Genomic DNA, 14947 nt, shown 5'->3' with positions numbered 1-14947 from the left:
CATCCGCCCGTGTGGCAACACCTCCCCGCTGGAGTGAGGCGAAACTACCCCCCCCTTTTATCCGCCCGCGGTGGCAACCGCAACCCGCTGTTAAGCGATCAACTCACCACCCTTTCCTTTTATCCGCCCGTGTGGCAACACCTCCCCGCCGGAGTGAGGCGAAACTATCCCCTCATTTTTCCTCGAAGCTTTGGGACTCCGTCCCCTTCCCTGCAAGGTGTGCCCACCTTGAGAGGCGATAAATTAATTAATTTTTTTATCCGCCCGTGTGGCAACACCTCCCCGCCGGAGTGAGGCGGAATAACTACCCCCCTTTATTTTATTATAGCCTTGGGACTCCGTCCCCTTCCCTGCAAGTCCGGCTGCCACCGGGGGCAGATAAAAAGCGCGTCACCTTGAGAGGCGATAACAAAAAAATATTAGCACTTTCCTTCACAAACACCGAAATAATCATTCAATAAAAATTCATTTATGGCTTTTGAGGAATTATTTTTAATGATTTTATAAATTTCAGCGTAACGTTTTTCATTTTCCTTTATATACAAGGGCAAGTAATCAAATTAATAACGGAGTTTCACTTATGAAAGTTATCATCTCATTCTTCTTTTTTATCATGACAATCAATACTTTTGCCCAAGACAATATTTTAAGTTCCGACGAAAAAAATGATGGTTGGAAATTGTTATTTAATGGTAGCGATATGAATCAGTGGCGGAATTTCAAAAAGCAAGACATCAACCCAAAATGGCAAGTCAAAGAAGGCTCCATGATACTGACTGGTAAAGGTGGTGGCGATATCATGACTAAAGATCAGTATGAAAATTTTGATTTTCGCATGGAATGGAAAATTTCCGAAGGCGGAAATAGCGGCATCTTTATTCTTGCTGATGAGAAAGGCAAGAAGATTTATTCTCATGCTCCGGAAATTCAAATCCTCGATAATGAAAAACATAGTGATAGAAAGAAGCCTAATCACCGCTCGGGATCACTCTACGACATGATTACTTCTCCTGCTGAGTCACACAAAAAAGCCGGCGAATGGAATCAAGTTCGCATCAAACTTAATAAAGGTCAGCTGCAAGTATGGCAAAATGAAGTTCAAACAGTTGATATCCTCATCGGTTCAGATAAATGGAACGAACTTGTGGGTAAAAGTAAATTCAAAAGCTGGAAGGGCTTTGCTAAAACTAAAAAAGGCCACCTCGGACTTCAAGACCACAATGATAAAGTTTCATTTAAGAACCTCAAAATTAAAGAGCTCAAATAATGCCTTTCACTAAAGTTTACAAAGCACTCATTGGCATAGGCATTTTTGCGACTTCCGCAAATGCTGCTCAATGGTATGAGACTTACGATTTTAGTCAAGTCTCATCACAGGTCGTTTCCTACCAAGATGAAGCCGCCGTTTTGCGCGGCAATGCAGTTCTTTTAGGCTCTGGCAAGAGTCAGTATACCGCCTATTACGATACCGGTGATATGAACTTGCGTTACGTGACAGATAAACGCATTAAATTTCATGGCACCCCCTGGGACGGAAAACACGGAGGAAACTCCCAAGTTGACGGCAAGATATTTTTATCTTCTGCAGCAAGCTTATCTTGGGCTTACAAGGGTTCATGGAAAGACCCTAGAGCGAATCATTATGCGCCCTTAGCAAAAAACTATAGTCATTTCAAAGGTACTTATCGCTATGATGATAAAGTAGTTTATTCATACACCGTGGGTGATTCAAAAACTCTAGTTTATGAAATGCCCAAAATGCTAGACGACAAAGTTTTCTCGCGTCACTTCTCTATAGCTGACTCCAAAGAAGAGATGCTGCTTAAAGTCATCGATAACAAATCTCTGAAAATAAATCAGGATTTTTTCCTTAAAAGTTCTCAATTCAAAATCGAAAATAATGGCCAAGGGCTTTACTTCATTCGCATTCACGCAGGAAGTAAGAACCTCAATTTTTCTATTAGTTATAGCCATTCGTCTATCAATCAGATCACTAGCTCAGTTGATCTTAAAAAATTCACCCAAGGCGCTAAAAGTCGCTGGCCAAAAACTGTACAAGTAAAAGGCAAAGTAGCTGACTCAGAATCCGATTATTTCTTTGTTGATCAAATTCCCGTGCCAGAAAACAACCCCTATAACTCTAAAATACGTTTGGGGGGCTTCGATTACTTCTCCGATGGCTCACGCGCCGCTTTTTGTACTTGGAATGGTGATGTATGGATTGCTTCGAACCTTACTAATGATTTACAAAATGTCGTGTGGAAACGCTACGCTGCGGGTCTCAACGAAACTTTAGGCCTACGCATTGTCGATGATATTATTTACGTCAATGGTAAAGATCAAGTCACGCGCCTCCATGACCTTAATAATGATGGTGAAGCAGATTATTACGAAAACTTTAATAATGATTGTAAAATCACAAAAAACTTTCACGAATTTACTTTTGATTTACAAACGGATGCGGCAGGAAACTTCTACTTTGCCAAGGCTTCTCCCGTTAGAAACGGTGGTCGTGGTTTTGATATAACTCACGATAATCATGGAGTCGTTTACAAAATCAGTAAGGATGGAAAACACTCCGAAGTATTTGCTAGTGGCTTACGTGCTCCGGGCGGTATGTCCATCAATCCTGAAGGGACCATTGCTACCACGGGTGAAAATGAAGGTACTTATGTCCCTGCCTGTAAAATAAATTATCTCGAAAAAGGTGACTTTGGTGGTGTTGTCCATCCTGGAAATGGTAGAAAAGAAGAACAAGGTTACGATAAACCTCTTTGCTTCTTACCCATGAATAGAGATAACTCTGGGGGATCACAAATCTGGGTGCCCAAGAATTCTTGGGGTGACTTAGCCGGGAATCTGATTCATTTATCTTATGGACAGAGTAAAGTTTACACCGTCTTCAAAGAAAAAGTCAATGGACAAGTTCAGGGTGGCGTCGTCCAATTACCGATTCGCCTCATGTCTTCAGGTATGCGTATTCGCTTTAACCCTAAGCATAGTAACAATGCCATAATTACAGGTTTTAAGGGCTGGCAAACTAACGCGAGTCGCGCAACGGCAATTAACCGCGTTCGTTATAAAGGGAAAAAAATGATCCGCCCTGTAGAAGTTAAAGCGACGACACAGGGACTCTATTTGACTTTCAACGAACAATTAGATCCCGAAACATTAAAGGATATTAAAAATTTCTCTGTTGAAAGGTGGAACTACCTTTATTCTAAGCAATATGGTTCTGCGCATTTCGCAACAGATACACCACAAGATGTTTTAAAGGATTTTAAAGATCGCGAAAGTAAAGGTGCTGGCCGTATAGGCTTCCCGAGAAATCAAGATGGAGAAAAAGTTTATGCAACGGCCGTAAAACTGATGCGCGATGGCAAAACTATTTTCCTTAAATTAAATGACATGAAGCCTTCTGATAACATGAAAGTTAGTTATCAGGTACGAACTGCTAAAGGCAAAACTATTAAATCAGAAATCATCAATACTATTTATAATCTTGCTCCTGATTCATCTGAGGTGGAAGACATGGTCTCTGTCACTGAACTCGAATTGGAAGATAAAATCAATAATTTCCCTACTGGAGCCATACTTGAACTTAAAGGCAAAGAAAACTGGCAACATGATTTAAAAACGACTCGTTTCTTAAACATGCAACTAGAAAAGAATACTCTTGCGAGTCCTTTCCTATCTCAAGGGGCCTTCACTGCTTCTTACACTGGCTTCCTTTTAGTACAAGAAAAAGAACAAGTTCATTTCCAAACTCGACTCAAAGGAGCTCTACGCTTTGAACTCAATGGCCAAGTGATTTTTGATGCGAAGGAAAATGGAAAACTGCTTAAATCTCCCTCATTAAACTTAAATCCAGGCACACATAAATTTAAAATAACTTACTCATCGGATACAAAACAAGAGTCTTATTTTAATATGAAATGGCAAGGCACTAAATTCCCTCTAGAGCCGATCAGTTCAAAAAATTTGCGTTTTAGTAGCACTCCTAAAATTGATGAATTCCAAAAATACCGTAAAGGGCGTTTAGAAATTGCCGAATCACGTTGTATTTCCTGCCATAAAAGTGATAATCCAAAGCTCATGCCAGAGTTATATATGGATTCACCTTCTCTTGCTAACGCAGGTGGCCGCCTCAATAAAGCGTGGATGGCTGAATGGATTGCCAATCCCAAGAACTTGAACAAGCACAGTCACATGCCTAGTCTTGTGAACAAAAAAGAAGCTCAGCATATAGCCGAATTTTTAGCTTCGGATATGAAACAAGATTTATCGGCATCACTCAAAGGTGATAGTAAAGTGGGTTCTGAGCTCTTCTATGATTTAGGCTGTATTTCTTGTCACACTCGACCTGAAGAAAAAAACACTAAAGGCGAGCGTATACTCTTAAGCAATGTGGCTAACAAGTATAAAGAGCAAGCATTGAAAGCTTTTCTCTTATCTCCTGAGAAGCTTCACACATGGACAAAAATGCCAAACTTCAATTTGTCTGATAAGGAAGCGACTGATCTAAGTTCATTCCTGCTCGAAAAGGCCCGTGGAAATAAGTTTGCAGATTTCAAAGCTGATGCCAAAGTCGGTAAAACTCTCTTCAAAGATCGTGGTTGTATCAACTGTCATGGTGGCGAAGAGCCAAGTAGCTTAAAGGCCATTGCCTTCGAAAAAATCCGCGGCCAGCGCAAAGGCTGCTTTGCTAATAAAGCAAAAAAAGTTGATTACAAGATTCATCGTAATCAACTTGAGGACATGAGACGTGTTTTCGAACGTAAGCACCATTCTTTAGTAAATGATGCTCCTGTTGAATTTGCTGAAAGACAATTCCAAACACTCAATTGTAATGCCTGCCATAGCCGAGATAATCACGGTTCAAAATGGGAGGCCTATGCCAATGACATTAAAGACCTTAAGACTCATCACAAAAACAAAGGTCATTTGGATCAAAGTCGTCCGCAGCTGACTTTTGTCGGTGAGAAAATCAAGCAAGTGACAATCCAAAAATATCTAGAAGGTTCACTAGAATATAATAGTCGTGAATGGTTACTCGCTCGCATGCCCTCCTTCCCTGCTCGTGCAGAGAAAATGGCTAAAAGTTTAGCTCTAGAACATGCTAGCTTTCAAAAGAAAAATACTTTAGATAGCTCGACAGAAAAGATCTCCGTAGGCAAAAAATTAGTTGGTACCAGTGGCTTTGGCTGTATCATTTGTCATGATGTAGGAAGCGAAAAAGCGATGGCCGCGTTCGAAGTCAAAGGCATAAATTTAAAATATAGTGCTGATCGCCTGAATAAAGATTTCTATCATCGCTGGATGATGAATCCTGTTCATATTGTTCCCAATACTAAAATGCCGAAGTATGCTGACGAGAAGGGCAAGTCAGCTCTTCCTGATTATAGTAATGACGCAGCTAAGCAATTTGAAGCCATCTTCGAATATATTAATAAGCTTTAAAGCTCTTGAGCTTACGGATATAATATCCGTAAGCTTCGACAATTTTAGGCCTGAAACTTTTCACTCGTAAATAATCGCTCTAATACTATTATAAATCATCCATAACAAACAAAGCCTTCACTATGCCAAACTCCGAATCAGCAGATTTCATTGAACTCATGAGTTCCTTTCAAGGGCGTCTCTACGGACTTATCTTGAGTCTTGTCGCTGATCCAGATGCGGCCAATGATATTTTACAGGATACAAACCTTATTTTGTGGACCAAGGCTCATGAGTTCCAACTCGGAACTAGTTTCAAGAGTTGGTCGTTTCGCATTGCCTCATTTCAAGTAATGGCTTGGCGCCAGAAAAAAATGAGAGATCCACTCATATTCAGTAACGAAATCATCCAAGAGATGATGGCGGAACAAAATAAAAGACCCGACAATTACGAAGAACGCAAAGATAAAATGGAAACTTGCTTAGCCAAACTTCCCGAGCGTCAGCGTGATCTTATCAAAAAACGCTATGGCCTGGGTTCCAGTATTGTACATATTGCTGAGGAACTTCAAAGCACCGCCAACTCGATTCGTCAGGTTCTTTTTCGCGCTCGTACCAATCTCACTCAATGTGTAAAATCTTTACCGGAGTCCGACTCATGAGTAAAGAACGCATCGCCGAATTAACTGACAAAATGATTGAAAAATCACTCAGCGCAGAAGAAGGTAAAGAACTGACTCAGCTTTTACAAAGTTCCAGTGAAGCACGTGAGCTCTACATAGATCTCTGCGAAACACATGCCCTACTCAATGATCACCATCAACACTTTCAAATTCCCGCGAACTCAGATCTCCCTCAAATCACTAAGAAAAAATTCTCCTTTCGACTCATCAGTCGCAGCATAAGCGCACTTGCCGCCCTTTTCATTATTGCTTTTCTTTTTAAACCTTCCGAAAAAAATATTCCTCTTAGCCTAAGAACCGCTAAGCCCGCAAGCGTTTTTAGAGGTCAAAACTTAGCTATTCTTGACACCAGTATCGGCAGTGAATTTGAATACGGTAATGCCAATGGAGAACAACCTAAAACTGGCGATAATCTCCAAAAAGGTTCTTACGTGCTTAAGCAAGGCATCATTCAAGTCAATTATAAAAATGGGGCCCATGCGATCATCGAAGCCCCCGCTCAATTTACACTGATTTCAGATAAATTAATCGCTTGTCAAAATGGAAAGATCTCTGCCTTTGCACCTCCTGAAGCAAAGAACTTTACGATTCGAACTCCCGTTGCCGACATCGTTGATTTAGGCACTGAGTTCTCTGTGTGGGTAAATGCCAATGAATTTGTCGAAGCTCATGTTTTCAAAGGTTCCGTACAAGTTAGTTTGAACTCCCATGGACTCGCACAGTACAAAAACCTAATAGCCCAAGATGCCGTACGTATCATCTATGAAGAAAATGAAATGAGGGAGAAAGAAAATATCAGTATTAATGAAATAGATCTAAGAACTGATTTTTTTGTCCGCAATTTACAAGAAGCTAATTCCCCTTACTCAAAACTTGTCAGCAGCTTAAATCCTGTCGCTTATTTCCCCATGGAAATGAGTAAGGATGGCTCTACTGTAAGTGATTGGTCATCCTATAAAAATGATGCCTCTGCCAATCGAATTGCTCATAAGGACAATCTCTTAATTCCTGGTAAAGTTGGCAATGCTCTACAACTTTCTGGAGCTAATCACCGTGGCTATCTTTACGTTCCCGATTATCCCAAGAGTCAACTGGGTGAGATTAGTATCTCCGCTTGGGTTTATGCTAAAAGCCGTCCTCAATGGGCGACTATTGTGAAAAATTGGGGCCAAGATCAATGGGGTCAGTTCCACTTTGGCTTAAACCCTAAAGGTTTCTTAGACGTGGAAGTGATGACGAATGATAAAAAGAAAGTTCATATTTTTGAGAATGATAAATTCCCTGTTGGCGCTTGGCAGCATGTCGCCTTTGTCCACACAGGAAGTGAAGTACGCCTCTACCGTAATGGAGAAGTCATTGCCCGTGAAAAAGTCAATGGTCTCAACATGCATGGCCAACTAAAATCGCTAGGAATTGGCACGAAAATAGATGATAATGACCGTGATCCTAGTCGATATGCTCCTGGGCATTGGGATGGTAGCTTAGACGAAATCGCCATCTTTAACTACGCTCTCAATGAACAAGAGATTAAGCAGCTCTACGACTTAGCGAAATAAAACTAACTTTGCCCTGTAACTGATATATCTAAATCTTTTAAAACACCATCTTTAAGGTCATAGATCACGCCATTAACTGAAAGCTCTTGTCCAGAAGCCCAGGCATTTTGAACAATTGAAGTTCCACAGACATTCATCACTTGTTCTTTCACATTGAGTTCACACAAGCGATCAAACTTCTCACATTCAGATAAGCCTTCTAACTCTTCTGCATTAAAACGAGCAACATCTTTTATGTGACGGAGCCAATTATCTATCAAACCATGCTGAGTATTGCCCATAGAGGCTTTGACTCCTCCGCAGCCATAATGGCCACAGACAACAATATGTTTCACCTTTAGTACATCAACCGCATACTGAATCACCGAAAGGCAATTCAAGTCCGTATGCACAACGACATTGGCAATATTTCTGTGAACAAAAACTTCCCCTGGTGGCAAAGAAATCAACTGATTAGCTGGTACTCGACTATCTGCACAGCCAATCCATAGGTATTCAGGATTTTGCTGTTTTGAAAGTTTACTAAAAAATTCCGGATTTTCACCTTTAATATTTTCAGCCCATTCACTATTTTTTTTGAATAAGTTATCAAGTTGACCCATCAGAGTACCTCTACATAATTTGAATTAATATCAAACAACTATAATCCAAAGCAGCTATCTGCAAAGTTTTAATAAGTCCCTTTTAAGCATATTTACTAAGGAGTAAAAGAATCCGTTCTAAATGGACGTGCTGGCACAGCACTCACATTGGTGAAATTCACCTTGGGCATCGCTGCAAATGCGTAACGTACATACAAGGGTTTTTTAAGATCTGAGTGATTTAAAATAATTTTATCACCCTTGATTTCGGCTTTGGCTAGCAACCATTTTTTGCTTTTATCGCAAATCCAAAATGCTTTTGGAGTTTCGCCATCAACTGTTTTTAAGCCCTTTGAGTTTTCAAAACTTAATTCGATACTTGGTCCTTTGATTTTCTGAGACAAAAATACTGGCCCTTCTGCGACAATAGCTTCTTTGAGGACATCACGACGCGCCAAGAGTGCCAAGCGCTGACCGATGGGAGCTTTATCTTTTGGATGAATATTTTTGGCATCGCCTAAATCAATTGTTGTGGCGATCGAAGTATGATCTAAGTCTAAAATTTTCATTTGCGACTCACGCATCCAAGCCCAAGTAATTGCATCTGGAGAGTCTAATGTTTTACCTTTGCTAAAATTACGTCCAAAACCGGGGAGCATAACTCCCATCAATTGTAGTTGATCATTTCCCCACTCTTTGCGGTAACGCTGAATCCACATCGGTAAAGTCTGACCATACTGCAACATGGCCTCCACACTCTTAGTATTGGCTTCTCCTTGGTACCAGACAATTCCGCTAAGTGAAAAAGGTATAAGTGGGTGCATCATCGCATTATAGAGTAAGTTTGGACGCGTTCTCAAGAAAATATTATCTTTTCCTGACATTTTCTTTTTAGCTAAAATCTCAGCAACACGCGCTTTATCATTGGCTCGACAAGCCTCTAGCTCCTTTTTAAAATGGGGTAATTTTTCTGCCATATCCATCGGCATCCAACCCTCTACAGAAGAGCTGCCCCAACAAGTTAAAATGATCCCCACTGGACAATCAATTTCTTGCTGTAAGTTATAAGCGAAGGCACAGGCTACTGCACTCGGCGGGGCTGCTACTTGCCAATTCCCTTCGCAGTAATTTTGCTCTGTAAAAGATACGGTATTATTCACTTTAAAAGTTCTAATGTTTTTTGCTGCTGCTGCCATTTTTTTGATTTCTGGAATGCCGCCATAGCCCATCTGCATATTGGACTGACCTGAACAAATCCAAACTTCTCCCAAGACCGCATTTTTGATTTTTGCGCTTTCATTTCCACTTTTAACTGAAATCTCAAAGGCTCCCTTAAGCTTGATTTGAGGAAGCTTAATCATCCACTTCCCTTCCGTATCTGCTGTCATTGATACTTTTTGGCTCGTAAGTTCTACAGTCACTTGTTCACCTGCTTTGGCCTCACCCCAGATAATAATAGGCTTATCCCGCTGAACTACCATATTGTCTTGAAAAAGCGATGCTAAACGTAAGTCACCTGCAAAAAGAGCTGTAGTAAAAAAAAGTAATGCAAAAAAGATTTTCATATTTTATCTATCCTAGTGATTATTATCAGTGTCATTATATCTATGTCCACAAAGCAAAATTATTAACACTCACTACAAAAATAAGTATTATCTTATCTTCTCAGTCTAAAGTCAAGCTTGGAAAATCCCATTTACTTTCTAAACTAATGGAATGAAAACTTCCTATAAAGCCAAATTAAAAAGAGCTCTCTTCAGGCTCTACTTATTTACTGTCATGGGCTTATTTATCCCTCTCGTATTAATTGGCAATTGCTTAATCATTCATTTCACCTTCCACGATTACCTCCGACTCTTATCGGTGCTTAGCTATTCATTAGGATCAGTAATACTACTTTTTTTCCATAAGCGCTTTAAGAAAGCTCTCTTTGCCTTCTCGCTCGTCAGTGCCTTACTACTACTTTGGTTCATTTGCATACCCGCTTCAAATGATAGAAATTGGGATCCTGCAGTGGCACAACTTCCTAAAATAACTTACGATGAAAACTTAATCCATATAGAAAAATTTCGTCATTTTGAATACACTCCCAATGAGACCAAAGAAAAATACCGTAGTCAAACTTTTGATATAGATCAACTTGTGGGAACAGATTTAATTATCTCGTATTGGGATAACTATCGCACTATTGGTCATACCTTTGTCAGCTTTCGATTTAAAGATGGTCAAAATATCGCCATTTCTCTAGAGGTACGCAAGCAAGAGCTAGAAAGCTACGATCCGCTTCGAGGCATGTTTAAACAATACGAACTTATTTACCTTATTGGTGATGAACGTGACCTCATTCCTCTTAGAACAAAAATACGTCATGAAGAAACTTTTCTTTATCCGATGAACTTAAGTGTAGCCCACTCTAAATCATTCCTCAAGGATATCCTTGAGGCTGCCAACAAGCTCAATGAAAAACCTCAATTCTACAATTCAATCAGCCGTAATTGTACAACTGGTATGATTGAGCACCTTAATAAAATCCGAGACTTCCAAATTCCTCTTTCTCAAAAAATCGTTCTCAATGGCATCTTAGATTACTATTCCTATCAGCTTAAAGGAATCCCCACCGACCTGCCTTTCGATGTCCTCAAACGCGCTTGTTATATAAGTGAAACCGCCAATCAAATTCCCTTAGATGAAAATTTCTCTCTCAATTTACGCCAAGTGATCAATACTAGACTCGAAAAAGAACGCCGCAAGAGAAATATCCATCACCCTGTCGAGACTCATTCAAGCAATTGATCGACTTGGCGATAAATATATCTTTTCAGAAGTCCGACCGCATGCTAGAGTCAACATCTCCTACAAAGAAATTCATTCGTTAAATTTTCTCTGATATCGAAGCATGTATTTAATGTTACATAACACAAGGCTAGAGGGGAAACATGAAAGTTTTAGTTATTGGCGCCAGTGGTGCTACAGGAAGACTTGTTGTTGATCAGTTACTGAGTCGAGGTATTGAGGTACACGCTATAATTCGTTCACTTGATTCATTAGCTGAAAAGCCAAACTTATATAAAATTCAAGCCTCAGTACATGATCTAAGTAGCAAGGAGATGGCTATACACCTCAAGGACTGTGAGGCCGTTATTTCTTGCCTAGGCCATAATCTCACATTCAAAGGTATTTTTGCTCAGCCCCGCTTACTTGTCAAGGATACTATTGAATGTATATGCAGTGCTATCAAAGCTAATAAAGCCACTCATTCAGTTAAAATCATCCTCATGAATACCACCGGCAATTGCAATCGTGACATCCCTGAAATAGCACCTTTGAGTCAGCGCATTGTGATTGCCTTGCTGCGAGTCTTATTGCCCCCGCACTTAGACAATGAAAAGGCCGCAGATTTTTTACGCACTCAAATTGGACAAAATGATAATGCCATTGAATGGCTCGCTGTACGTCCTGATGCCCTTTGCAATGAGAATGACGTCAGCGCATATAATGTCCACGTATCCCCCAATCGAAATGCCATTTTCAATTCTGGTGCGACAAGTAGAATTAATGTTGGAAATTTCATGACTGAACTCATCTTAAACCAAAGCACATGGCTCAAATGGAAGGGCCAAATGCCTGTCATTTATAATAATCCATAAGATAAAGACAAGGTCCTAAGGAACTACAAACCAATGCCTTCGCGGGCGGGTAGAAAAACTATTCGCCCGTGTGGCAAGACCTTGAGTAGGCTTAGGAACAAAGTCCTTATATATTAAAACCTATAAATGCCTCCGGCGGGCGGATTAGCTTCGCAAAAACCCAGCTAATACCCCTTAGATACTTTAACTTATTTTAGGATCGGTTTTAAATAGTGACCAGTGTAAGACTCTTCACATTTGGCGACTTTTTCGGGAGTACCCGCAACCATTACTTGACCACCGCCTGCACCACCTTCTGGGCCCATATCGATAATCCAGTCCGCCGTTTTAATGACATCGAGATTATGCTCAATAACAACCAGACTATTACCCGCATCGCGAAGTCTGTGAAGAACTTGTAAGAGGCGATCAATATCAGCAATATGTAAACCCGTGGTAGGCTCATCGAGAATGTACAGTGTATGACCACGAGGAATACGACAAAGTTCTGAAGCTAACTTCACTCGTTGAGCTTCTCCTCCAGAAAGAGTCGTAGCTGCTTGGCCCATGTGTAAATAGCCTAGACCTACTTCTTCTAACATCCCTAAAATCTTTTTAAGTTTTGGAACTTTATCAAAAAACTCAACGGCTTCATCAATAGTCATTTCCAAAACATCGGCAATACTGCATCCCTTGTAAAGAACACTTAAGGTCTCGGTATTATAACGACGCCCTTTGCAGACCTCACATTCCACATAAACATCAGGTAAGAAATTCATTTCGATTTTTCGGTAGCCATCTCCTTTGCACTCTTCGCAACGTCCACCTTTGACATTGAAACTAAAGCGACCGGGTTTATAAGCCCTAGCTTTTGAATCGACTGTCGAGGCATAAAGCGTACGAATATGATCGAATGCCCCCGTATACGTTGCTGGATTTGAACGAGGAGTTCGGCCAATAGGTGACTGATCGATCACAATCTGCTTATCAATCTCGTCTAAGCCCTCAACTGATTTGACTTTTCCTGGACGATCACGCCCTATTCCAAGATTTTTAAAAACACTCTTTTTTATAATTTCGTGTACTAAAGTCGATTTACCCGAACCTGAAACACCCGTTACACAAACAAAGCGTCCCAAAGGTAAACTGACATTGACTTTCTGTAAATTATTGGCTTCGGCACCTTTGATTTTAATACTCTTACCATTGCCTTTTAGACGTTTTGCGGGAATCGCAATTTCCTTGCGCCCACTCAGGTATTGCGCTGTAAGGGTATCGGCCTTCATAATATCTTGAGGAGGACCTGCAAAAACAATTTCTCCTCCAAGGCGCCCCGCCAAGGGTCCCATATCGATCAAATAATCTGCACGCATGATGGTATCGGTATCGTGCTCCACTACCACAACAGTATTGCCTAAAGCACGCAAATGTTCCAAAGTTTCTAATAAACGGTCATTATCTCGTTGGTGTAATCCAATGCTCGGTTCATCGAGAATGTAGAGAACTCCGACTAAGCCGGCTCCTAACTGTGTTGCCAAGCGAATCCTCTGGGCTTCTCCACCTGACAAAGAAGACGACTCACGATTAAGATTAAGATAATTTAAGCCCACTGAATTGAGAAAACCTAAACGTGAATCAATTTCACGACTCACCTCACCAGCAATGACTTTCTCCGTTTCATTAAAATCGAGATTTTGAATGAAGTCAGCCGCATCAGCAATAGACATATGCAAAAATTTATTGATGGCTAAACCTTTGACCGTTACGGCTAAGGACTCGGGTTTGAGTCGATCACCATGACAAGAACCACAATCACGACGAACCATGAGACTGAGAATTTTCTCACGTTGGCGTTCGGAACCCGTTTCATTCATACGACGAGTTATATTGCGTGCCACTCCCTCAAAAGGTTTATTGACATCATACCAACGCCCTGCATTTTTAAAAACCATGCGTATTGCTTTGCCCGTTCCGTAAAGTAATACATCGCGCTGCTCATCATTCAGGTCTTCAAAGCGCGTAGTCAAATCGAAGTCGTAGGCTTTGCCCACTGATTCCAAAAGGTTCTTGTAGTAAAAAACTAAACGTCTTGGCCCCTTTTTCCAAAAGGGGAAGGCATCCTTCACTGCTTTGTGTTTATCCGGTACAATCATGTCGATATCTAGAGTCTGAACCGAACCCAAACCATGACACTCGGGACATGCTCCGTAAGGACTATTGAAAGAGAAATCACGCGCTTGTAACTCAGAGAAACTTATATCACAGGCATCACAAGCTAGATGCTCTGAAAGCTTATATTCATCCCATTCATTATCTTCATTTTCCAACTGAAAAATAATCGAGCCACCGCCATATCTAAGTGCTGTCTCTACTGAATCAGTCAAACGACTACTCTTGGATCCCGTTTTTACTCTATCCACGACGAGATCTATACTGTGCTTAAATTTCTTATCTAAATCTGGAACGTCTTCTAAACGACACATTTCACCATTAACACGTACCCTTGCAAATCCATCGCGAATCGCTTTTTCAAAAACGTCTTTATGTTCACCCTTTCTTCCTTCTACCAAAGGCGCAAGAATCATCATCTTTTTGCCTTCTGGAAATTCTTGCGCTTTGCGCACAATCGCTTCGGCACTTTGACTCTGAACTTTTTCGCCACACTGAGGACAATGACGCTGGCCGATATGAGCATACATCAGACGGAGGTAATCATAGATCTCGGTACTAGTTGCGACAATTGAACGAGGGCTACCCACGCCACCGCGTTGCTCGATCGCAATTGCAGGAGAAAGACCCGTGATTTGATCGACTTCAGGCTTCTCCATTTGATCCAAAAATTGGCGCGCATAAGAAGATAAGCTCTCGACATAACGTCTTTGACCTTCTGCATAGAGCGTATCAAAAGCTAAGGACGATTTACCCGATCCACTTAAACCTGTAACCACCACCAACTTATTGCGAGGAATTCGCACATCAACATTCTTGAGATTGTGATGTCGTGCACCCTTGATAAAAATATCTTGCATTTGACGTCCTTAAAATTTAATTTCTTTAAATAT

The 14947-nt window shown here is 40.8% G+C and carries 9 protein-coding genes; 6 read left to right on the top strand and 3 right to left on the bottom strand.

Annotation, left to right across the window (positions count from 1 at the left end; all coding sequences use genetic code 11):
* The first annotated feature begins 580 nt into the window (after positions 1-580).
* The 4 genes from PQO03_RS15390 (at position 581) to PQO03_RS15375 (ending at position 7678) form a co-directional block, all read left to right on the top strand.
* Positions 581-1267, top strand: a complete 687-nt coding sequence (locus tag PQO03_RS15390; protein WP_274154078.1) for a 3-keto-disaccharide hydrolase — start codon at positions 581-583, stop codon at positions 1265-1267.
* Positions 1267-5460 carry a c-type cytochrome gene (locus PQO03_RS15385; protein WP_274154077.1) on the top strand — a complete coding sequence of 1398 codons (4194 nt, stop codon included), beginning with the start codon at positions 1267-1269 and terminating at the stop codon, positions 5458-5460. The genes PQO03_RS15390 and PQO03_RS15385 overlap by 1 nt, the downstream gene beginning before the upstream one ends.
* 122 nt (positions 5461-5582) lie before the next feature.
* Positions 5583-6101: a sigma-70 family RNA polymerase sigma factor gene (locus PQO03_RS15380; protein WP_274154076.1), complete on the top strand. Its 519-nt coding sequence runs from the start codon at positions 5583-5585 to the stop codon at positions 6099-6101.
* Positions 6098-7678, top strand: coding sequence for a LamG-like jellyroll fold domain-containing protein (locus PQO03_RS15375; RefSeq protein ID WP_274154075.1), 1581 nt, complete (start codon positions 6098-6100; stop codon positions 7676-7678). Before PQO03_RS15380 ends, PQO03_RS15375 begins: the two co-directional genes overlap by 4 nt.
* 2 nt (positions 7679-7680) lie before the next feature.
* Here PQO03_RS15375 and can read toward each other — a convergent pair whose 3' ends face one another.
* Together can and PQO03_RS15365 are read right to left on the bottom strand one after the other, a co-directional pair.
* Complete coding sequence (gene can / locus PQO03_RS15370; RefSeq protein ID WP_274154074.1) at positions 7681-8280, bottom strand: carbonate dehydratase; 600 nt, start codon at positions 8278-8280, stop codon at positions 7681-7683.
* Between the two features lie 95 nt (positions 8281-8375).
* Complete coding sequence (locus PQO03_RS15365) at positions 8376-9824, bottom strand: sialate O-acetylesterase (protein ID WP_274154073.1); 1449 nt, start codon at positions 9822-9824, stop codon at positions 8376-8378.
* Between the two features lie 151 nt (positions 9825-9975).
* Here PQO03_RS15365 and PQO03_RS15360 point away from each other — a divergent pair, with 151 nt between their 5' ends.
* The gene (locus PQO03_RS15360) at positions 9976-11052 is read left to right on the top strand and encodes an Lnb N-terminal periplasmic domain-containing protein (RefSeq protein ID WP_274154072.1); all 1077 of its coding nucleotides are present in this window, start codon (positions 9976-9978) and stop codon (positions 11050-11052) included.
* A gap of 143 nt (positions 11053-11195) precedes the next feature.
* Entirely contained in the window at positions 11196-11906 is a 711-nt protein-coding gene (locus tag PQO03_RS15355) for an NAD(P)-dependent oxidoreductase (RefSeq protein ID WP_274154071.1), read from the top strand.
* 188 nt (positions 11907-12094) lie between these two features.
* On the opposite strand, the gene uvrA is transcribed toward PQO03_RS15355, so the two are convergent.
* Positions 12095-14914 (bottom strand): excinuclease ABC subunit UvrA, encoded by a 2820-nt coding sequence (gene uvrA / locus PQO03_RS15350; RefSeq protein ID WP_274154070.1) that lies wholly within the window; start codon positions 14912-14914, stop codon positions 12095-12097.
* Positions 14915-14947: the final 33 nt, after the last annotated feature.

The organism is Lentisphaera profundi, assembly GCF_028728065.1.
Lineage (GTDB): Bacteria > Verrucomicrobiota > Lentisphaeria > Lentisphaerales > Lentisphaeraceae > Lentisphaera > Lentisphaera profundi.
Note: the sequence above shows the minus strand (reverse complement) of the source record. Positions and strands in the feature narration are given on the sequence as shown.

What these genes read in the sequence shown, in the direction of transcription:
- PQO03_RS15390 (WP_274154078.1), top strand. Translation starts at nt 581, where the DNA reads ATGAAAGTTATCATCTCATTCTTCTTTTTTATCATGACAATCAATACT.
- PQO03_RS15385 (WP_274154077.1), top strand. Translation starts at nt 1,267, where the DNA reads ATGCCTTTCACTAAAGTTTACAAAGCACTCATTGGCATAGGCATTTTT.
- PQO03_RS15380 (WP_274154076.1), top strand. Translation starts at nt 5,583, where the DNA reads ATGCCAAACTCCGAATCAGCAGATTTCATTGAACTCATGAGTTCCTTT.
- PQO03_RS15375 (WP_274154075.1), top strand. Translation starts at nt 6,098, where the DNA reads ATGAGTAAAGAACGCATCGCCGAATTAACTGACAAAATGATTGAAAAA.
- can (WP_274154074.1), bottom strand. Translation starts at nt 8,280, where the DNA reads ATGGGTCAACTTGATAACTTATTCAAAAAAAATAGTGAATGGGCTGAA.
- PQO03_RS15365 (WP_274154073.1), bottom strand. Translation starts at nt 9,824, where the DNA reads ATGAAAATCTTTTTTGCATTACTTTTTTTTACTACAGCTCTTTTTGCA.
- PQO03_RS15360 (WP_274154072.1), top strand. Translation starts at nt 9,976, where the DNA reads ATGAAAACTTCCTATAAAGCCAAATTAAAAAGAGCTCTCTTCAGGCTC.
- PQO03_RS15355 (WP_274154071.1), top strand. Translation starts at nt 11,196, where the DNA reads ATGAAAGTTTTAGTTATTGGCGCCAGTGGTGCTACAGGAAGACTTGTT.
- uvrA (WP_274154070.1), bottom strand. Translation starts at nt 14,914, where the DNA reads ATGCAAGATATTTTTATCAAGGGTGCACGACATCACAATCTCAAGAAT.